Source organism: Micromonospora avicenniae, from assembly GCF_900156065.1.
In the GTDB taxonomy this organism is placed as follows: Bacteria; Actinomycetota; Actinomycetes; order Mycobacteriales; family Micromonosporaceae; genus Micromonospora; species Micromonospora avicenniae.
On sequence record NZ_FTNF01000001.1, the window covers coordinates 689304 to 708053 of the forward strand.

Annotated in this window: 18 protein-coding genes, 1 tRNA gene, 1 other RNA gene and 2 pseudogenes; 7 read left to right on the plus strand and 15 right to left on the minus strand. The window is 68.0% G+C overall.

The genetic code is table 11. The features are described 5' to 3' along the window. Positions 1-48 precede the first annotated feature (48 nt). Positions 49-690, plus strand: a complete 642-nt coding sequence (locus BXA10_RS03220; RefSeq protein WP_076467234.1) for an HNH endonuclease family protein — start codon at positions 49-51, stop codon at positions 688-690. Then, on the plus strand, positions 687-1160 hold the full coding sequence (locus tag BXA10_RS03225) for a hypothetical protein (protein WP_076467236.1): 474 nt from the start codon (positions 687-689) through the stop codon (positions 1158-1160). The genes BXA10_RS03220 and BXA10_RS03225 overlap by 4 nt, the downstream gene beginning before the upstream one ends. Positions 1161-1310: 150 nt before the next feature. Here the strand turns inward: BXA10_RS03225 and BXA10_RS03230 are convergent, their stop codons facing one another. The 9 genes from BXA10_RS03230 to ffs form a co-directional block, all read right to left on the minus strand. After that, the gene (locus tag BXA10_RS03230; protein WP_076467237.1) at positions 1311-2408 is read right to left on the minus strand and encodes an ABC transporter ATP-binding protein; all 1098 of its coding nucleotides are present in this window, start codon (positions 2406-2408) and stop codon (positions 1311-1313) included. Further along, positions 2405-3391 carry an ABC transporter ATP-binding protein gene (locus BXA10_RS03235; RefSeq protein WP_076467239.1) on the minus strand — a complete coding sequence of 329 codons (987 nt, stop codon included), beginning with the start codon at positions 3389-3391 and terminating at the stop codon, positions 2405-2407. The genes BXA10_RS03230 and BXA10_RS03235 overlap by 4 nt, the downstream gene beginning before the upstream one ends. A gap of 112 nt (positions 3392-3503) precedes the next feature. Further along, positions 3504-4526, minus strand: coding sequence for an ABC transporter permease (locus tag BXA10_RS03240; RefSeq protein ID WP_084752143.1), 1023 nt, complete (start codon positions 4524-4526; stop codon positions 3504-3506). Beyond that, positions 4523-5530, minus strand: coding sequence for an ABC transporter permease (locus tag BXA10_RS03245; protein ID WP_076467240.1), 1008 nt, complete (start codon positions 5528-5530; stop codon positions 4523-4525). The genes BXA10_RS03240 and BXA10_RS03245 overlap by 4 nt, the downstream gene beginning before the upstream one ends. A gap of 96 nt (positions 5531-5626) precedes the next feature. Next, the gene (locus BXA10_RS03250; protein WP_076467242.1) at positions 5627-7300 is read right to left on the minus strand and encodes an ABC transporter substrate-binding protein; all 1674 of its coding nucleotides are present in this window, start codon (positions 7298-7300) and stop codon (positions 5627-5629) included. A 258-nt stretch (positions 7301-7558) separates the two neighbouring features. Continuing rightward, positions 7559-8152, minus strand: coding sequence for a recombination mediator RecR (gene recR / locus BXA10_RS03255; RefSeq protein ID WP_076467244.1), 594 nt, complete (start codon positions 8150-8152; stop codon positions 7559-7561). Positions 8153-8159: 7 nt separating this feature from the next. Next, the gene (locus BXA10_RS03260) at positions 8160-8468 is read right to left on the minus strand and encodes a YbaB/EbfC family nucleoid-associated protein (protein ID WP_217696722.1); all 309 of its coding nucleotides are present in this window, start codon (positions 8466-8468) and stop codon (positions 8160-8162) included. Positions 8469-8578: 110 nt separating this feature from the next. Continuing rightward, the gene (locus BXA10_RS03265; RefSeq protein WP_076467247.1) at positions 8579-11131 is read right to left on the minus strand and encodes a DNA polymerase III subunit gamma and tau; all 2553 of its coding nucleotides are present in this window, start codon (positions 11129-11131) and stop codon (positions 8579-8581) included. Positions 11132-11308: 177 nt separating this feature from the next. Then, an RNA gene (ffs, locus tag BXA10_RS03270) (signal recognition particle sRNA small type) lies at positions 11309-11403 on the minus strand. 79 nt (positions 11404-11482) lie between these two features. Between ffs and BXA10_RS03275 the strand changes: the two genes are divergently transcribed. The 3 genes from BXA10_RS03275 (at position 11483) to BXA10_RS03285 (ending at position 13140) form a co-directional block, all read left to right on the plus strand. Continuing rightward, a tRNA-Ser gene (locus tag BXA10_RS03275) sits at positions 11483-11567 on the plus strand. Positions 11568-11997: 430 nt separating this feature from the next. Continuing rightward, positions 11998-12564, plus strand: coding sequence for a hypothetical protein (locus tag BXA10_RS03280; protein ID WP_076467249.1), 567 nt, complete (start codon positions 11998-12000; stop codon positions 12562-12564). An 84-nt stretch (positions 12565-12648) separates the two neighbouring features. After that, entirely contained in the window at positions 12649-13140 is a 492-nt protein-coding gene (locus tag BXA10_RS03285; protein ID WP_425436019.1) for a hypothetical protein, read from the plus strand. A 117-nt stretch (positions 13141-13257) separates the two neighbouring features. Here the strand turns inward: BXA10_RS03285 and BXA10_RS03290 are convergent, their stop codons facing one another. Next, the gene (locus tag BXA10_RS03290; protein WP_076467253.1) at positions 13258-13608 is read right to left on the minus strand and encodes a DUF1801 domain-containing protein; all 351 of its coding nucleotides are present in this window, start codon (positions 13606-13608) and stop codon (positions 13258-13260) included. 156 nt (positions 13609-13764) lie between these two features. Between BXA10_RS03290 and BXA10_RS03295 the strand changes: the two genes are divergently transcribed. Then, positions 13765-14238 carry a MarR family winged helix-turn-helix transcriptional regulator gene (locus BXA10_RS03295; protein WP_245828099.1) on the plus strand — a complete coding sequence of 158 codons (474 nt, stop codon included), beginning with the start codon at positions 13765-13767 and terminating at the stop codon, positions 14236-14238. A 318-nt stretch (positions 14239-14556) separates the two neighbouring features. On the opposite strand, the gene BXA10_RS31805 is transcribed toward BXA10_RS03295, so the two are convergent. The 3 genes from BXA10_RS31805 to BXA10_RS03305 are packed head-to-tail and all read right to left on the minus strand — an operon-like array spanning position 14557 to position 15961. Then, positions 14557-15012, minus strand: coding sequence for a hypothetical protein (locus BXA10_RS31805; protein ID WP_139337868.1), 456 nt, complete (start codon positions 15010-15012; stop codon positions 14557-14559). A gap of 23 nt (positions 15013-15035) precedes the next feature. Beyond that, on the minus strand, positions 15036-15479 hold the full coding sequence (locus tag BXA10_RS32670; protein ID WP_076467255.1) for an HIT family protein: 444 nt from the start codon (positions 15477-15479) through the stop codon (positions 15036-15038). Beyond that, the gene (locus BXA10_RS03305; protein WP_076467257.1) at positions 15476-15961 is read right to left on the minus strand and encodes a TIR domain-containing protein; all 486 of its coding nucleotides are present in this window, start codon (positions 15959-15961) and stop codon (positions 15476-15478) included. The genes BXA10_RS32670 and BXA10_RS03305 overlap by 4 nt, the downstream gene beginning before the upstream one ends. A 259-nt stretch (positions 15962-16220) precedes the next feature. Here BXA10_RS03305 and BXA10_RS03310 point away from each other — a divergent pair, with 259 nt between their 5' ends. After that, a complete protein-coding gene (locus BXA10_RS03310; RefSeq protein WP_175649085.1) occupies positions 16221-17192 on the plus strand; it encodes a toll/interleukin-1 receptor domain-containing protein in 972 nt (323 codons plus the stop codon). 69 nt (positions 17193-17261) lie between these two features. Here BXA10_RS03310 and BXA10_RS03315 read toward each other — a convergent pair. Beyond that, positions 17262-17949, minus strand: a pseudogene (locus BXA10_RS03315) (HAD family hydrolase). A 2-nt stretch (positions 17950-17951) separates the two neighbouring features. Continuing rightward, positions 17952-18654 (minus strand): annotated as a pseudogene (locus tag BXA10_RS31815) (GntR family transcriptional regulator); the annotation flags it as partial. Between the last annotated feature and the right edge of the window lie 96 nt (positions 18655-18750).

Here is an 18750-nt window from a genome sequence, read left to right on the forward strand (position 1 = left end):
GTACTGTGCGGGATCGCCGGAAGCCCGCAAGCTGGAGAGGTGTCGTCTGTGCGTACCAGATCAGGACCGCGCGCGGCGGTGGCCGCGCTCGCCGCGGCGCTGGCGCTCGGCGCGTCCGGCTGCATGCCGGTGGACGAGCCGGAGGCCGCTCCCAGCAGCACCGGCGGCAACGCGATGCAGATGCTGGGCCAGCTCACGGTGGCCAGCGCCGGGTCGATGAAGGGCTACAGCCGGGCCCGCTTCCCGCACTGGCGGGACACCGGCACCAACTGTGACGTACGCGACTCGGTGCTGAAGCGGGACGGGGAGAACATCAAGCTCTCCGGCTGCAACGTGGTCGGCGGCCGGTGGCAGAGCGTCTACGACGGCCGTACCTTCACCGACCCCTCCGACGTCGACATCGACCACGTGGTGCCGCTGGCGAACGCGTGGCGTTCGGGCGCGGACGAGTGGAACGACACGCAGCGGGGCGACTTCGCCAACGACACCACGCGTCCGCAGCTCATCGCGGTCTCCGCGTCCTCCAACCGGTCGAAGGGCGACCAGGACCCGTCCCAGTGGAAGCCGGCGAACCAGTCGTACTGGTGCCAGTACGCCCAGGCCTGGGTAATCGTCAAGCACCACTGGCGGCTCACGGTGACCAGCGCCGAGAAGACCGCCCTGACGGACATGCTGGAGGGCTGCGCATGAGCGAGCGAGGGGTGACCGGGCCGAAACCGACCACGGCCGGCATGACCGCGGACGGCGAGGCGGCACCGGGGGTTGCGCCGGGCGCGGGCATGAACGCCGACGGGCCGCCCGCCACCACTGCGGTGCCCGGCGCCGGAATGCAGGCCGACGCGGACAGTGGCGTCAGCGCGAGCGAGCGTACGCCCGCCGTGGCGGGCGGAGGCGCCGCCGTCGCGGGTGCCCCGCAGAGCCGGACCACCGACATCGTGGCCGGTCCGGGCGGGGTGATGACCGACGAGGTCGGCGTCGTCACCGGAGAGCTGACCCTGCGCAGCGACTACGCCGACGGGCACGTCACCCTCACCGTGCAGTACAAGGACGCCGACGAGTGGTACGGGGTCACCGGCGGCCGGGCCGCGTTGCCCGACCCGGCCGGACTGGACGCGGTGCACGGCATCGCGGTCGGCCTGCTCCATCGCCCGGAAGGCTGACCGCCGGGAGATCCGCGGGGGCGGTCGCGGCACGGCATCGCCCCGGCACACCCTGCCCGAGCGAGCGCTGCCGCGGAGGCATGTTCCAGCCTCCGCGGCAGCACAGCTCGCGGGCATCCGAGGCCGGTGACAGGGCCACCGGCGAGGCGGTCAGATCGTCGGGATCAGCTCGCCCGGGTCACCCGGAGCGGTCCCCTCGGCCGGCCGGACGAGTTCCGGCTCGACCTCGTGCGGCCGGATCTGCCCGGCGGCGATCTCCTCCGCGTAGTGGCAGGCCACCCGGTGGCCGGAGAGCACCTCGCGCAGCGCCGGCCGCTCGTCGGCGCAGCGGGTCGGCTGGGCCCACGGGCACCGGGTGTGGAAACGGCACCCGGCCGGCGGGTTCGACGGCGAGGGCAGGTCTCCGGCGAGCAGGATCCGCTCGCGCCGGTCCTCCACCACCGGGTCCGGCACCGGCACGGCCGACATCAGCGCCCGGGTGTACGGGTGCATCGGCTCGCGGTAGAGCTCCTCGCTGGACGCCTCCTCGACCAGCCCGCCCAGGTACATCACCCCGACGGTGTCCGAGATGTGCCGGACCACCGCCAGGTCGTGCGCGATGATCAGATACGTGAGGCCCCGCTCGACCTGCAGATCCTTCATCAGGTTGAGCACCTGGGCCTGGATCGAGACGTCGAGCGCGGAGACCGGCTCGTCGGCGACGATCAGGTCCGGGTCGAGCACCAGGGCCCGGGCGATACCGATCCGCTGGCGCTGACCGCCGGAGAACTCGTGCGGGTACTTGGTGAGCGCCGAGGCGGGCAGGCCGACCGCCTCCAGCGTCTCGCGCAGCCGCTTGCTGGTCTCCGCCTTGTCGTTCGCCAGTCCGTGCGCCTTGAGTCCCTCCAGCAGCAGCGACTCCACCGACTGCCGCGGGTCCAGGCTGGACAGCGGGTCCTGGAAGATCATCTGCATCCGGCGGCGCGCCCGGCGCATCTTCTCGCCCTTGAGCGCTCGGACGTCCGTGCCGTCGAAGACGACCTCGCCGTCCGTAGGCTCGACCAACCGCAGCAGGCCACGGCCCAGCGTCGACTTGCCGCAGCCGGACTCGCCGACCAGCCCGTACGTCTCACCCGCGTTGATGGAGAGCGAGACGCCGTCCACCGCGTAGACGTAGCCGACGGTGCGGTCGAAGAGCACACCACTCTTGATCGGGAAATGGACCTTGACGTCACGCAGTTCGACAAGTGGTCCGGTCCGCTCGGTCACGGTACCGCCACCTCCTCGGAGACAGGGTTGTTGCAGCGCAGGTCGCCGCCGGTGGCGGTGGGCTCGAGCGTGGGCGCTCCTTCGAGGCAGGCGTCGACGACGTTGTCGCAGCGCGGTGCGAAGGCGCAGCCTTCCACCCACGGAATGTTGTCGGCCACCGAGCCGCGGATCGCGTGCAGCCGCTCGCCGCGGGTCGAATCGAGCCGGGGCACGGAGTTGAGCAGCCCGTGCGTGTACGGATGCCGGGCGTGCGCGAACAGTTCGTGCCGCCGGGCCCGCTCCACCACCTTGCCGCCGTAGAGCACGTTGACGGTGTCGCAGAGACCGGCCACCACGCCCAGATCGTGAGTGATCATGATGAGCGCGGTCCCGGTGTCGTCGACCAACTGCTTCAGCAGCGTCAGGATCTGCGCCTGGATGGTCACGTCCAGCGCCGTGGTCGGCTCGTCGGCGATCAGCAGTCGCGGCTTGCAGGCCAGGGCGATGGCGATCAGCGCCCGCTGCCGCATGCCGCCGGAGATCTGGTGCGGGTACTCCTTGAGCCGCCGGTCCGGGTCGGGGATGCCGACCGCGTCCAACAGTTCGCGGGCCTCCCGCAGCGCCTGCCTGCGGTCGCGGCCCTGGTGCCGCTCGAGCACCTCGGCGACCTGGACGCCGATCGGGATGACCGGGTTCAGCGAGGAGAGCGGGTCCTGGAAGATCATGCCGATGTCCCGGCCACGCCGGTCCCGCATGTCGTCCCGGCGCAGCTTGAGCAGGTCGGCGCCGTCGAAGAGCACCTCACCGGTGACCTTGTTGCCGCGCTTGGGAAGCAATCCCATGATCGCCAGGCTGGTCACGCTCTTGCCGCAGCCCGACTCGCCGACCAGGCCGACGGTCTGCCCCGGCTCCACCGTGAAGCTGACCTTGTCCACCGCCGTGAACGGTCGTTCGCCGCGCCGCTGGAACACGACGCTCAGATCACGTACGTCGAGCAGGCTCATCGGGTCACTTCCTCACCGTGCTGGTCCGTCACTCGTGACCGTGGGGCTCGCGGGCTGACCCCTCGCGGCCGCCGCCGGTCCACGCCGGCCGTGCTGTCGTCTCGCACCGTCGTCACCGCCGGTTCTTCGGGTCGATGGCCTCACGCATCGCCTCACCGAGCAGGGTGAAGCCGAGCGCGACGATGATGATCGCCAGCGCCGGGTAGTAGGCCAACTCGGGGCGTACCTCGAAGTAGCGGACGCCGGCGTCGCCGAGCATCGCGCCCCACTCGGCCCGGTCCCGGTTGGGATCGCCGAGGCCGAGGAAGGAGAGCGACGCGGCCTCGATGATCGCGACGGAGAGCGTCAGCGTGGCCTGCACGATCACCGCCGTCATGGCGTTGGGGAGCATGTGACGCAGGACGATGTTGTGTTCCTTGACGCCGAGCGCCCGGGCGGCGAGCACGTGGTCGCTCTCCCGTTGGGCGAGCATGGAGCCGCGCAGCAGCCGGGCGAAGACCGGCACGCTGACGATGGCCACGGCCAGGATGACCGTCCACTGGCTGGACTTGCTGGCCAGCGCGACCAGGGTGATCGCCAGCAGCAGGGCCGGCAGGGCCAGCATCACGTCCGTGACCCGCATGAGGATGTTGTCCACCCAGCCACCGAAGGCGCCGGCGATCGCGCCGAGCAGTACGCCGATGGCGAGCCCGATGAGGGTGGCCAGCACGCCGACGAAGAGCGTCTGCCGGCTGCCGTAGATCAGGCGGGACAGCAGGTCCCGGCCCAACTCGTCGGAGCCGAGCGGGAATCCGTCGGTGGCTCCGGGGATGTGGTCCGCGGCGAGCTGGCTGGTCAACTCGTCGAAGCGCTGCACCGGGTCGTGCGGGGCGATCAACGGCGCGAAGATCGCCACGAGTACGAAGAGCGCGATGATGGTGGCGCCGACGATCGCGGCCGGGTTGCGCCGCAGCCGGCGCAACGCGTCCCGGAAGAGGCTCACGCCACCCTTGCCGGCGCTGGCCTGCGCCAGTTCCTCCAGGCGCGCCTTCTTCCGGTCACCGAGTCGGTTGAGGCTCGCGCCGCCCGCGCGGCCCGGGCGCTCGTCCTTGCGCCGGGGGGCCGGGGTACCTGCCTGCGTGGTTGGTTCGGTCATCGCACACGCACCCTCGGGTCGATGAAGGCGTAGGAGAGGTCGACCAGCAGGTTGACCACCACGAAGACCAATGCGGCCAGCAGGATCAGCGCCTGGAGGACGGGGTAGTCGCGGCTGCCGGTGATCGAGTCGGTGATCAGGGTGCCGAGGCCGCCCCAGTTGTAGACCTTCTCGGTGAGTACCGCGCCGGAGAGCAGCGCGCCGGTCTGCAGGCCGATGGTCGTGACCACCGGCAGCAGTGCGTTGCGCAGGACGTGCCGACCCCGGATGGTGCGGTGCCGCAGACCCTTGGCCTCGGCGGTGCGGACGTAGTCCTCGTTGAGCACGTCGAGCACGCTCGCCCGGGTCATCCGGACGATGACCGCCAGCGGGATGGTGGCGAGCGTGACCGCCGGCAGGATCAGGTGCCAGAGCGCGTCCGCTGTGGCGTCGAACTCCCGGGTGAGCAGGCTGTCGAGGACGAAGAAGCCGGTGATGTTGGTGTTGTCCAACCCGATGCCGACCCGACCGGACGGCGGGAACCAGTGGATGTTCTGGGTGAAGACGTCCTTGAGCAGGTAGCCCAGGAAGAAGATCGGGATCGAGATGCCGAGCAGCGTGCCCACCACGGTCAGGTGGTCGAGGGCCCGACCACGCCAGCGGGCGGCGAGGTAGCCGAGCGGGATGCCGAGGCCGACCGCGACGATCATCGCGGCCAGGGCCAGCTCGACGGTGGCCGGGAAGGCCCGGCCGATCACCTCGATGACGGGATCGCCGGTGCGGATCGAGTTGCCGAAGTCCCCGGTCAGGATCCGCTGCATGAACTTGCCGTACTGCACGTGGATCGGCTGGTCGTAGCCGAGCGCCTTGGTCAGTAGGGCGCGGGTCTCGGGGGTGGCCCGCTCACCGAGCAGCGCGTCGACCGGGCCGCCGGGCAGGTTCCGCAACCAGATGAAGATCAGCGCCGACAGCGCTATCAGCGTCACCACCAGCTGTAGCAGGCGGCGGACTATGACTCGCAACATCTCTCACACACCAGACTCTCGATGGTCGCGGAATCGGCCCGGGCGGGGAAACCCCCAACCCGGGCCGATTCCGCCTACGGCGTCAGCCGATCGGCGTCACTGCTTGACGCTGACGGTGTTGAACCGCTCGTCGGTCAGCGGGCTCGCCACCATGCCCTCGACGTCCTTGGTGACGACGATGGCCGGCGGGGCGTGCCAGACCGGAACGGCCGGCAGCCACTTGCTGGCGAGGTCCCGGTTGACCTGCTCCCAGGCCGCCTTCTTGCCCGCCTCGTCGACGGTGCCGTCGGCCTTGGTGATGGCCTCGAACATGTCGGTCATCGCCTGGTCGCCGAACTCGGCCTTGGCCCGGCCGAAGAACGTCCCGACGAAGTTGCCCGGGTCGTTGTAGTCACCGGTCCAGCCGAGGATGTGCAGGTCGTGCTTGCCGAACGTCTGCACGTCGTCCTTGAAGCCACCGTTCCACGGCCGCGGCACACCGTTGACCTTGATGCCGACGGCCTGCAGGTCGTTGGCCAGGATGGTGAAGATCTCCTGCGGGTTCGGCATGTACGGCCGGGTGACGTCCGGCGGGTAGTAGAAGTTCAGCGTCAGGTTCTCGGCGCCGGCCTCCTTGAGCAGCTGCTTGGCCTTCTCCGGGTTGTACTCGTACTTCTGCACGTCCGGGGCGTAGCCGAGCACGGTGTCCGGCATGAGCTCGTCGGCGACCTTCGCGCCGCCCGGGCCCTTGGTCTGCACCAGCTGCTGGCGGTTGAGCGCGTAGGCGATGGCCTGGCGCACCCGCAGGTCCTTCAGCTTCGGGTTCTTCTGGTTGATACCCAGGTAGAGGATGTTGAAGGCCGGGCGGTCGATGACCTGGAAGCCCTCGTCGGCGAGCGCCTTGCGGTCGGCCGGGGCGGGGAAGTCGATGCCGTGGACGGTGCCGGCCCGCAGCTCCTGCTTACGGGTGTTCTCGTCCTTGATGATCTTGATGATCAGCTTGTCGACCTTGGCCTTGTCACCCCAGTAGTCCGGGTTCCGGTTCAGGGTGATCTCACCCTTGGCCTTGTCCCAACCGCCGAAGGTGAACGGACCGGTGCCGACCGGGTGCTCGTTGGCGAACGCGCTGTAGGCGAACGAGTCGCCGTTCTGCGTAACCGTGTCGGCGTCGTACTTCTTGAGCGCCTCAGGGCTGGCGATCGACAGCGAGGTCAGCGCGAAGGCGCCGGGGAAGGCGCCCTTGTACTTGTTCAAGGTCAGGACGGCGGTGCCGTCGTCCTTGGCCTCGCACTTGTTGTAGACCGACTCACCGGCACCCTCGGCCTCGTTCTTGGCGAACCCGCCGAAGGTGTCCATGTAGTAGATCATGTTCGCCTGGGCCGCCGCGCCCTTCATGTTGTACCAGCGGTCGAAGTTGTAGCAGACCGCAGCGGCGTTGAACGGCGTCCCGTCGTGGAACTTCACGCCCTGGCGCAGCTTGAAGGTCCAGACCTTGCCGCTCTCGTCGTGCTCCCAGCTCTCGGCCAGGCCGCCCGTCAGCTCCGCGGTGCCCGGCTTGTGGGTGACCAGGGTGTCGAACATCTGCCGGATCGGCCGGAACGACTCGCCGTCGTCGTTGAAGATCGGATCGAAGTTCTTCGGGTCACCGGCACCCGCGAAGATGAAGGTGCCGCCGGTCTTGGCCTCGCCGCTGTCGCCGTCACGCTCGCTTTCCGCGCACCCGGCGGCACCTACCGCCAGGGCGGTGACGGCCGCGATCGCGACGGCCGTTCTGAGCCTTCTCCCCTGCATCTCTCACCTCTGTCATGCGCCTGACCACACGAAGTCGTGGCTCGGTCCGTGTGCGGGAGGCTATGACAGGTCACACAGGAAGCGGAACGCCCGCGAGGTAATCGCTATCAAGCCGACACCTTCTGACACCCGAAGGCCCACCGGAGACCGAAGGCGACACATGATGACGGCATAAATGGGCGATTTATCGGCTGCGCGGGCGTTCATCGATCACACCCGATCAGAGTGGTACCGGGCGACCGCACCCTGAGTCGCGGCTCAGACGGCCCGGCGCCCCTCGAAGGCGCGGCCGAGCGTGATCTCGTCGGCGTACTCGAGGTCACCACCGACCGGCAGACCGCTCGCGAGCCGGGTGACCGCGATCCCCATCGGCTTGACCATCAGCGCCAGGTAGGTGGCGGTCGCCTCGCCTTCGGTGTTCGGGTCGGTGGCGAGGATCAGCTCGCGGACGGCGCCGCCACCGAGCCGGGTCATCAGCTCGCGGATGCGCAGGTTGTCCGGCCCGATCCCCTCCAGCGGATTGATCGCTCCACCGAGCACGTGGTAGCGACCACGGAACTCACCGGTCCGCTCGATCGCCACCACGTCCTTCGGCTCCTCGACCACGCAGATCACCTCGTCGGCTCGGCGCGGGTCGCGACAGATCCGGCACTGCTCGGACTCGGCGACGTTGTAGCAGCTGGTGCAGAACCGCACCAGCTCCTTGACCTTGCGCAGGGCACCGGCCAGCCGGTTGACGTCGGCCGGGTCGGCGGAGAGGACGTGGAAGGCGATCCGCTGGGCGCTCTTCGGGCCCACGCCCGGCAGCCGCCCCAGCTCGTCGATCAGGTCCTGGATGGCGCCTTCATACATCTGCGGCTCAGAAACCCGGCAGGCCGAGGCCGCCCATGCCGCCGGTGACCGGGCCCATCTTGCGCTCGGTCAACTCCCGGGCCGCCTCGGCGGCGTTGTGCAGGGCCGCGACGACCAGGTCCTCCAGGGTCTCCACGTCCTCCGGGTCGACCGCCTTCGGGTCGATCTTGACGCTCTTGACCTCGCCGGTGCCGACGACCGTCACGGTGACCAGGCCACCCCCGGCCGTGCCGGTCAGCTCGGCCTCGGCCAGCTCGGCCTGCGCCTTGGCGATCTGCTGCTGCATCTTCTGCGCCTGCTTCAGCATCTGCTGCATGTTCGGCTGTCCACCTGGGCGCACGATGGCTCCTTCTCGCACTCGTCTGCTGGGCCGTCGCTCAGCCTATCCGCTGGGTCCGACCGAGCCGTTCTCCGTGCCCGCTCGGCTCAGCGGGCGTCCACCTCGTCGATCTTCTCAGCACCGAGGGCCTCGCGGAGCAGCCGTACCGCCTGCTCCTCGCTCGACTCCCGGGCCGTCTTCTCGTCGATCACGTCGTCCAACGGCTCGTCGCCGGGATCGAACCCCTCGTAGACCGGGGTCGCCGGCGGTCGCCCGCCGCCGGACCGGACCGGGCCGTCGTAGTCCGGGTCGTACGGCGGTTCGCCCGCCCAGTCGCTGTCCGCGGTCGGCCGGGCCGGCTGGGCGGTACGCGGACCACGGCCCGCGGCGGCGGCCCGCGCCGCGGCGATGGCGCTGCTCACCGGTGCGCCGTTGCCGTTCACCGCCGCCGGGGCGGCGGTGTTCGCCGCAGCAGCGGCGTGCGCCGGTGGAGTGGCAGGGGCGGCGGCACCCGCTGGGGCACCGCTCGGGACGCCTGCCGAAGCGGGCACGCCCTCCGCGGCGGACGCCGGTCCACCGCCCGGGCGCGCCGGCTCGGGCCAGTCGTCCCCGGCACCGTCGCCCGCGGCGGGACCAGCGGCCGGAACCGGGGCGACCCCACCGGGGCGGGCCGGCTCGGGCCAGTCGTCCGCATCGTCGTCACCGGCCGCCGCCGGGCCGGACCCGCCACTCTCACGGCCGGCGGCCGGGCCGGACGCGCCGCCCGCACCGGCTCGGGCAGCCGGGCCGGACGCGCCATTCGCACCGGGTCGGGCAGCCGGGCCGGTCCCGCTGCGCGCACCGGACGCCGGGCCCGCCGGAGCAGGAGCAGGTGCGCTCGGACGCGGCGAGCCGGAGAGCGTGGCCGCGCCCCGCTCGCCGGCGACCTCACAGCGGATCTGCCAGCGCCCACCCAGCTCCTCGTAGAGGGCGTCGGTGAGCACCGTGGCGTGATCGGACACCATCCGGGCCAGCACGCCGGACTTCACCGTGAGCACCAGCGTGTCACCGTCGAGCTCCCGCACCACGGCGTCACGCATCAACGCGGCGATCCGCTTGTTCGTCCGGTTGACCTTGCCGACCACGTCCGGCCAGACCCTCCGTACGGCTACCGCGTCCAGGACGCCGGGCGTCTCGGTTCCGGGCCGGGGCGGCTCCGGGGTGACCGGGTCGGGCATCACCGCCGAGGGCGGCACCACCCGCCGGGACGCGTCGTCCGGACCGGCCGCCGCGGGCCGGGCGGCGGGGCCGGCCTCGACCGGGGACTGCGGGCGGGGCGCACCGGCACCGGGGACGTGCTCGGCGGAGGAAGTCGGTGCGGGAATGGCGGCAGCCGCCGTGGCGGGCCCGGCCGGTGCCGCGGCGTCAGCCGCGTGCGGGGCGGAGGGCGCCGGGCGTACGGCCGGGGCCGGGGCGACCGGCGCGGAGCCGGCAGCGGCCGACGGCGCGTCGGTGCCGGCCAGGGTGAGCCGGCGCTCCATGCGTTCGAGGCGCTGGAGCAGGCCGCCGGTCGAGTCGTCGACACCCGGAAGCAGCATCCGGGCGCAGATCAGCTCCAGCAGCAGCCGGGGCGCGGTGGCGCCGCGCATCTCCACCAGGCCGTTGTGCACGATGTCGGCGCAGCGCGACAGGGTGCCCGGGCCGAGCCGCTGGGCCTGCGCGGTCATCCGTTCGATCTGGTCGGCCGGACCGTCGATGAGGCCCTTCGCGGCGGCGTCCGGCACCTGCTGGAGCACGATCAGGTCGCGCAGCCGTTCCAGCAGGTCGGAGGCGAACCGGCGCAGGTCGTGCCCGGCCTCGGCGACCCGGTCGACAGTTGCGTACGCCGCCGCCCCGTCCCCGGCGGCGATCGCGTCGCACATCTCGTCGATCAGCGCCGAGTCGGTCACGCCGAGCAACGCGGCGGCCCGGGCGTAGGTGACCCCCTCTGGACCTGCGCCCGCGATGAGCTGGTCGAGCACGGAGAGGCTGTCCCGCATGCTGCCGCCGCCGGCGCGGACCACCAGCGGGAAGACCGCCGGCTCGACGGTCACCCCCTCCGCCTCGCAGAGCTGCTCCAGATAGGGACGGACCACCTTCGGCGGGAACAGCCGGAACGGGTAGTGGTGGGTCCGCGACCTGATCGTGCCGAGCACCTTCTCGGGCTCGGTGGTGGCGAAGATGAACTTGACGTACTCCGGCGGCTCCTCGACCAGCTTGAGCAGCGCGTTGAAGCCGGCCGACGAGACCATGTGCGCCTCGTCGATGATATAGATCTTGAAGCGGCTGCGGGCCGGCGCGAAGAACGCCTTCTCGCGCAACTCCCGGGCGTCGTCGACGCCGCCGTGGCTCGCCGCGTCGATCTCGATGACGTCGATCGACCCGCCGCCGTCGGGGGCCAGCGAGCGGCACGACTCGCACTGCCCGCACGGCTCGGGGGTGGGCCCCTGCTCACAGTTGAGCGAGCGGGCCAGGACCCGGGCGCTGGAGGTCTTGCCGCAGCCGCGCGGGCCGGAGAAGAGGTAGGCGTGGTTGAGCCGGCCGCTGCGCAGCGCCTGGGACAGCGGCTCGGTGACCTGCTCCTGGCCGATCATCTCGGCGAACGTGCGCGGCCGGTACTTGCGGTAAAGGGCCAGTGCCACCCGTCCCGCCTCCTCTCGACCGAGCCATTCTGCGCCGGTACGCCCCGGGTGACCACCCACCCCGCCGCCGGCGAGGGTCCGCACGCTTGATCAACTCGACTTCACGGATGTCGGGTGTCAGCACGTGGAGAACGCCCCGACTTCACTGAGCTCGAGTTGATCGAGGGGACTCGAAACAGAAGGGCCCCCCGTGCACCCGTCAGAGCCCGCTTATCCTTGCTGCCTTCCGGCCCTGGGGAGGTTCACGAGATGCACGCCGCACGGGGGGCTCGTCAAGCGTACCCGACCTCCGGTCGATCTTCAGGGGGTGGTGGGGTGGCCCACCCGCCGGGTGCCTGTATTCTGGCTCGCGGAGGATTCGCCTAGAGGCCTAGGGCGCACGCTTGGAAAGCGTGTTGGGTTCACACCCTCACGAGTTCGAATCTCGTATCCTCCGCTCACCTGAGCAGCACGAACGACAGGGTCGGCCCCCACGGGGACCGGCCCTTCGTCGTACCTGCGGCCACACCCGTCCCACCCGCCGGCTCACTTCTCCCGATCCGGCCGACCGGACGGCGTCCGGTGCCTCCGCCGGATCGGGTCGCACTGCTCCGGCGGCGTCCCCCGACGGCAGCCCCCTACGGCAGCCACCCTTGACGAGGATTGCCAGGGCGGGCACCCTTTCTCCCGGTATCTCCGCTTCGTCGGGTGTCGACCACTTCGGCCGGCTTCGGCGGAGGCGGGCTCGGCTGGCGGCCCGCCTGACATCGCCGCGATACTGGCGGCGTGGAAGGACGGGCACAGCGCGGCGAAGAGCACTATCCACAGCCGCGACCGTCCGTCGTACACATGTTCTATCCACAGGCTGTGGATGCGGGATCGGCCCGGTGAGTTACCAGCTCAGCGCCGTGATCGCCGACATCGAGCTGTTGCGCGAGCAGACAGCCGAGCTGGATCACGCGGTCCTCGGCGAGCTGCGGCAGGATTTCGCGCTGCTGCCGGTCACCCCGCAACTGGTCGAGGAGCTGACCGGCGCGTTGCCCGACTATTCGGTCGAGGAGCGCGACGACGAGCACCCGTTCGACCTGGTCCTCGGTACGGCACTGACCGCGACACTGGCCCGCTGGTCCGGGCGGGGCCCGGTGGCGTACGTGGAGGCGGAGTTCGCGGGCGGGCTCGGGTACCAGTCGGCGGCGGTCTGGCTCGACGGCGCGCTGAGCTGGGGACCGCGACTCGACAGGACGCTCGACAGCCCGCGGGCGGGATGGCCGATCAACGCCGCCCTCGTCGAACTGGGCGTCGAGCCCGGGCCGTGGATCGACGCGTTCGCGGAGGTTGGGCTGCACCTGGAGCGGAACGTCGACGGCTGGCTGGCCCACGGCCGGCGACGGTTGAGCGCCGACTACTGGGACGAGCTCGCCGAGGAGTGGGAAGAGGAGCAATCCGGGCGCTGAGAGCGCAACTTAGCCGCCTCCCGGCCGTTAGGGACCCCGGGGGAAGCCATGAAATTACGACAATTTGCCCTGATTGCCGGGCTGCTGGTGGCTGCCGTCGTCTCGGGTAGTCCACCGAACGTTCCCGCGCCCGGTCCACAGCGGACCGTGCCGGCCGGCGAGGTCCTCGACCTGGACGGACTGCCCGACGTCGAGTTCGGCGACACCGAGGACGAGCTGGCCCGGCGCGGCGTCCTGGGTACGGACGTGGGAGGTTGCGGCCGGACGCTGACCGGGCACAGCACGACCAGCCCCGTCTTCATCGACGACCGGCTGGTGCTGCTCTGGCTCGACGACTCGACGCGAACCACGGAGGGGATCGGCGTCGGCAGCCCGGTCCAGCAGGTCCGGACGCGCTATCCCGAGCTGACGCCACTGCACGCTCCACAGGGGACGTACCGGCTCGACGGCCTACTCGCCCGCGACGGCGAGCTGGCCTATCTCTTCCTGCACGACGGCCGCACCGTCCGGAAGATCATCGCGGGGTACGCCGACTGGGCGCGACGCCTCTTCGCCGAGGGAGACGGTCCCTGCTGAACCGGACGCACGGGCCGGCGCCGCGGGGCCGCCCCGCCGATGGCGGGAAATCAGCAGACTCCCGTCAAAGCAACTGTGGCAGAGCGACCCGGCCGACGACCGGCGGCCCAGCAGCCGTCAGCGCTGGTCGAGACTCACAGCCTGGGTGATGTAGTCCCGCAGGGCTTCCTCGTTGATCCCGTCGAGCGTCTTGATTTTCACGTGCCGGGTCTTCTTGCCGACTCCTTCGAGCAGTCCGTGGCTGTCGACGAACTCCGCGCCACGCTCGAAGGCGAAGGTCAGGTGGGTCTTGCTCTGGCTGATCACCGCGAGGATCTTCTTGCCGCGCCAGGCGGGGGAGCCGTAGGTGAGGCACTCGGTGGCACCCGGCGCGGAGTCCGCCATCAGTGCGCGGAGTGCGACGACGATCTCGCGGTGCCTGGGGTCGAGCTTGTTCTCGACGTAGACGTCGACGTCGTTGCTGGTCATGGTGCCGCTTCCCTTCATCGCGCTGCCCGAAGAGGCGCCTGCGGGTGGCCTCCCGAGGTGACCTTCGGGCGGATTTGAAATCGGGCGGAGCCGACAACTAGACTACGGTCACGAATCCTGACAGTCAAGGATGGTGACTATATCCGGGGGTGAGTTGTGGACGCGCCGCAGAAGATCGCCGACCTGGGCATGCTGACAGGACAGTTGATGCGCGCCATCCAGGAGGAGCTCTTCGAGAAGCTGGCGGAGCAGGGCCATCCGGCCGTACGCCCAAGGCACGGTTCGGTCCTGGCGTTCCTCGGACCCGACGGGGCCCGGGCAACCGACATCTCCGCCCGGTCCGGGCAGCACAAACAGATCATCGGCACGATCGTCGACGAGCTCGTCGGGCTCGGCTACGTCACCCGGCAGCCCGACCCCGACGATCGTCGCGCCAAGCGCGTCGTCCCCACCGAACTCGGCCTCGACGAGATCACCAAAGCCCGCGCGATCCTCGCCGCCATCGAACACCGCCACGCGCAGGCCCTCGGAGTCCGATCCTTCGCGGCCTTCAAGACGAAGCTTCAGGAGATCACGAAGAATCAGCTCGACTGGCGACGATCCGGCAGTGCGGACGCACCAGCCGCCTGATCAGAACTGGGACCAGAAGCGGAACGCCCGGCCGGTCCTCACTGACCGTCCGGGCGTTCTCGCTGTTGCGAGCGGTGGCGGCGGGATTTGAACCTGCGGAGGGCGTAAACCCTCACACGCTTTCGAGGCCTGCGATCATCCGTCCGGACTTGTCCAACAGTGAGCATGACCAGGGCTGCGCTGTCCGTCGGACCGCCAGGGACAACCGCGTACTGCAGCAAATGAGACCACAGTTGAGACCGCGCCGCGTCCCGCCGACTCTGCTCCACCCGCTGCTCTGACGGAACCCCTAACAAGCTTCCGAAGCGAGACGAGTCATCACCGCGCCACCAACGCGATCAAGCAGCCAACAATGACGACCGCCCCGTAGAAAGGCGCGACCGACCATGAGAGCCAAACGTTCCGATCTGGGAACCATCGACTCACGCGTAGCTGGATCTCTTGTACACGCGTGGCCGCCGGGGGAATCGGATCATCCGCATGCGACGGGTCGAGCGAGAATAGCGGAATATCTTTCGTTCCGCGTGCGACCGCGTCATAGAGTCGCCTATACGCCTTTTCTTGGCGCAAGTAGTTTGCATCAAGGAAACCGAACAAAAGCACTGCCCCAACGCCTAAAATAGCGACAGAACTGTCCTTTTTTGTTAAAGAATAGCCGTAAGTTGCAGTCACTACCGGAAGCAGCCAGCCCTTCGCAGCCGAGGAGGCCGATGACATCCGCGTCACGACAGCTTGGATATAGTCCAAGTGCTTTCGCCGATCATCGGGATCCACATTAGTCTTCCCAGGAGGGTGGGTCACTCCCTGCTCACTCCTTGGCACTCATTCCGGATCCGTTCCCAAACCTCATCCTTCTGGGTCTCCGAGTAACTGGTCTCAGGAGGCCAAATCTGCCCTAGTTGATCGTTCACCCACCTGGGGACGATGTGGACGTGTAGGTGAAACACGGATTGCGTTGCCGCAGTCCCATTGGATTGGATTACGCTCAAGCCCTCTGGCTTGGTCGCACGTCTTATCGCGCGCGATAACCCTAGAGTCGCTCTTGCCAGATGAGAAGCCGTTTCCTCGTCTAGCGACCAGATGTCGGGGATATGCTGGCGCGGAATCACGAGCGTGTGACCCAGGGTCGCGGGTTCCAGTGGAAAGAATGCAACTACATGCTCGTTGCGGTAGATCTCGCGGGTGTCAGGGTTCCGTCGCTGGACGATCTCGCAGAACGGGCAGCCGGCATTGGATCTCATCGCGAACGGATTACCCCTTGCCCCGACCACCACTCCAAATTAGTGGCTAGGTTCTTGTAGGTGGTTTGAGAATCGATGTTGCCACGCCAGTCCGTTGCCGTGGGGTCAAAAAGGGGAATGCTTCCTCCGATATATGCGTTTTCAAAGGGGTTTGCACCCGGCCGGTCGGTCGTGCCGAAGGAAGACAGTCCGTGGATGCGGACGCCTAGCAATGGCTTCTTGTCATTCCATGCCTTCTCAATCTCGTAGATGACCCACGGACGAGAAGCGGTCTCCTGGCCGACTAGCACGATGACCGCCTTCTTGTACGCCATCTGGCCATGAATCCACTCCTCAATGGCGCTAGTGCCCTTCCGCCGAACCTCTTCCCACCGTTGAGCGTTCAAAAGTGGCTGGCCTTCCAAGGCGTTGATGTTCCGAACGAGCTGCACCCGGTGGACGTCTCGTTCGTAATGGAAGCTAAAGAAGACCGACTTGGCCATGGTTTCCGCCCTCTTCGTTGGACCACTTAGGTCGTGTTCGTTGCCTGGTTGCCTGATCTTCGTAGCACGAGGATGGGACAGCGGCGACGGCTCGCCGCTGTCCGCATACCGACTCTGCTGTAGCGAAGTGCATTCGTAGCGCCAGGATCGCGCCAAAGGGGTCATTTCGACAAGATGCTTAGCTGCCCCTCGCGCCCCTCTGGATTGGATGCTGGGATGGAGCTGTTGGCTGAATCAGTCCAAGCGAGGAATGGTGCAAATGGGTTGGAAGGTTGAGAATCCGGACTCAAGTGACCGAGAATACGATATCTGCCTCTCGTTCGCTGGAGAGCAGCGTTCCTATGTATCGGAGGTGGCGGGGGAGCTATCGCGACTGGGAATACGGGTTTTTTATGACGAGGACGAGAAGGCTAGGCTGTGGGGCAAGGATCTGTATGAGCATCTCTCGTGGGTCTACCGGAAGTCGGCGAAATATTGCATCTTGTTCGCGTCCGATGAGCATGCGGAGAAAGTGTGGACTACCCACGAGAGGCGGGCTGCGCAAGCTCGCGCGATGAGTGAAAGCCAGGAGTATATTCTTCCCGTCATTTTTGATGACAGTGAAGTGCCTGGCCTGCTGCCCTCGGTTGGCTTTCTGGACGCTCGCAAAACAACGGCGAGTGAAGTTGCTGATTTGGCCGCCAAGAAGCTCGGCCCAATAGTTAGGAAGAGTTACCTTCCGCCAACCCCGGACCTCCTCTTCAAGATGCTGAAGCTCAAGTCAGAGGGGGATCAAAAGAGGTGCGTTCGGGTCGCTGAGTCGCTACTAGGCAGCTTGAAGCGTGCGACTGTCGATGAGCGTCGCCTGGTTGGATACGTCTTCACTATGGCGTGTGCGGAAGGTAGTCTGACCAACCCACACGTCAACCTGGACCTTATGCGGCGTGATATCGGCATTCCAGGGCCCGAGATCACAAGCGCCATCTCCGGCATGTCTTCCCTTGGCTTCTTTTCCCAGCTAAAGCGTCATTCTTTCGAGGGTGGCGGAGAGGAGGCCCTTTACCTTGAATGGCACGACATGAGTGTGTACAAGAATGCGAAACTTTCTAGCTTCGCGACGAAGTCGTCTACAAAGGTGGCGGCCGGGATGTTCCAGACAGCGCTGGAACACTACTGTGAGGATCACCTGGTATCAATCATTGAGCGACTCGACTTTTCGGCGCTTTCGTCCTCTCATGTACATAGGCATTAGCAGTTTTGTTCAGAGGGGAGTGCATTGGCCGGGCTTTTCGCCCGGCCACGCTTTATATCAGCACTGGCGCTAGCTCGATATCAGCACTTGCGCTAGCTCGCTCATGCTCGTTATCACAACGTCTGCCATAGCTAGTTGGAAAGCTTCGACCTTCATCGGCCGGTTTGCATAGCCAATCGCCCGCACCCCGCTGGCTCGCGCCCCCTCGATATCCGGGAGGGAATCGCCAACCAGTACGCAGCGGTCCGGTGACATCCCCAAGGCACGGACAGCTTGCATAATGGGCTCCGGGCCTGGGTTTCATGCGGTCGGGGTCGTCGTAAGGCCGGCCAACAACCGGTGAGACATACCCGGCCAGCCGGTGTGCCTCCAGGTAGGCGGCCACCGCCCCAGCCGAGTTATTGCTGACTACCGCCACCGGTGGCCCAGCCTGCCGGGCCGCCACGATGACCTCTCGGCCATAGGGCGTTGGCTGGGCCCTCTCGGCGACCTGGCGCTCGGCTGCGCAGGGCGCGTCCTCCACTGCCCGCGTGACGCCCTGGTCGCCGAGCGCCCCGGTGCAGCGCAGCACCTCAGGCGGGTCCGGTTCGCTGGGGAGATCCGGCGGCACGTTTACACGTCGCCGCCGCAGCACGTCGACCAGCTCGGCGGCAACCTGCGGCGCCGGGTATCCGGTGAAGATGCTGCACACCGGCCCGTCGAAGTCGAGTAGGACCGCGTCGACCTCAGTGAGCAGCCGGCCGAGTTCGGCGCCCACCCGTCGTACCGGTAGGCGATGGTCGACCACACGGAGTCGAACCATGGGCGGGACGCCTCCACGAACTGCGTGGTACGAGGTGTCGTCGTCGGTCACCGCATAGTGGAACAGCGGTACGTCCTTGCCCATCAGGTCGTAAATCGCCATGGGCTCACCCTTGATTGAGGCGGTGCGCTCAACGACCGGGTAGAAGCCGTAGAAGACCTCTTCGCCGTTCAGGATGTAGAGCTTGAACAGCGGAGACGCCCGGTGCATCCGCACCTCAACCGCGGCTGACCGAATGAGGCCGAGGTCGCCCAGCTCGGCCACCTGGTCGATGATGCCGTCTGCCGCCCGCCGGGAGGTGATGCGCTCTGCGCGTTCACGTACCGCCGGGTCGTCGGCCTGTGTCTCGGCCCGCGACGGCAGCGCCATCGGTACGGTCATGTCGGAGATCAGGACCCGCACCGCGATCCTCTCCGGCGCAGGCCGGCCCACACGCACCCTGTCGAGCGCCTCGGCGAGCGCATCACGCAGCGTCTCGCCTGAGAACCCGGCGAAGTCGATCGTGAGGTGCGGCCGCTCGAACGCCGCTTCAATGTGCGTGCGCAGCTCAACGGCTCGCTGTGTCTGCGCCCGCACAAACGCACCGCTGCCCTGCCGGGACACGATCAGCCGCTCTGCCCTAAGCAGCTCCAACGCTCGCTTGACCGTCTCCCGCGCTAGGTGTACTGCCCAGGGACGTTGGTTGAGGTTGTGTGACGACACGACGTAGATAGACGTGATGACGAAGGCCTCCGGTTGTGGAGTGGAGCTGTCTAG

What these genes read in the sequence shown, in the direction of transcription:
- BXA10_RS03260 (WP_217696722.1), bottom strand. Translation starts at nt 8,468, where the DNA reads ATGCAGCAGATGCTGAAGCAGGCGCAGAAGATGCAGCAGCAGATCGCC.
- BXA10_RS03225 (WP_076467236.1), top strand. Translation starts at nt 687, where the DNA reads ATGAGCGAGCGAGGGGTGACCGGGCCGAAACCGACCACGGCCGGCATG.
- BXA10_RS03310 (WP_175649085.1), top strand. Translation starts at nt 16,221, where the DNA reads ATGGGTTGGAAGGTTGAGAATCCGGACTCAAGTGACCGAGAATACGAT.
- BXA10_RS03305 (WP_076467257.1), bottom strand. Translation starts at nt 15,961, where the DNA reads ATGGCCAAGTCGGTCTTCTTTAGCTTCCATTACGAACGAGACGTCCAC.
- BXA10_RS03235 (WP_076467239.1), bottom strand. Translation starts at nt 3,391, where the DNA reads ATGAGCCTGCTCGACGTACGTGATCTGAGCGTCGTGTTCCAGCGGCGC.
- BXA10_RS03245 (WP_076467240.1), bottom strand. Translation starts at nt 5,530, where the DNA reads ATGTTGCGAGTCATAGTCCGCCGCCTGCTACAGCTGGTGGTGACGCTG.
- BXA10_RS32670 (WP_076467255.1), bottom strand. Translation starts at nt 15,479, where the DNA reads ATGAGATCCAATGCCGGCTGCCCGTTCTGCGAGATCGTCCAGCGACGG.
- BXA10_RS03240 (WP_084752143.1), bottom strand. Translation starts at nt 4,526, where the DNA reads ATGACCGAACCAACCACGCAGGCAGGTACCCCGGCCCCCCGGCGCAAG.
- BXA10_RS03290 (WP_076467253.1), bottom strand. Translation starts at nt 13,608, where the DNA reads ATGACCAGCAACGACGTCGACGTCTACGTCGAGAACAAGCTCGACCCC.
- recR (WP_076467244.1), bottom strand. Translation starts at nt 8,152, where the DNA reads ATGTATGAAGGCGCCATCCAGGACCTGATCGACGAGCTGGGGCGGCTG.
- BXA10_RS03250 (WP_076467242.1), bottom strand. Translation starts at nt 7,300, where the DNA reads ATGCAGGGGAGAAGGCTCAGAACGGCCGTCGCGATCGCGGCCGTCACC.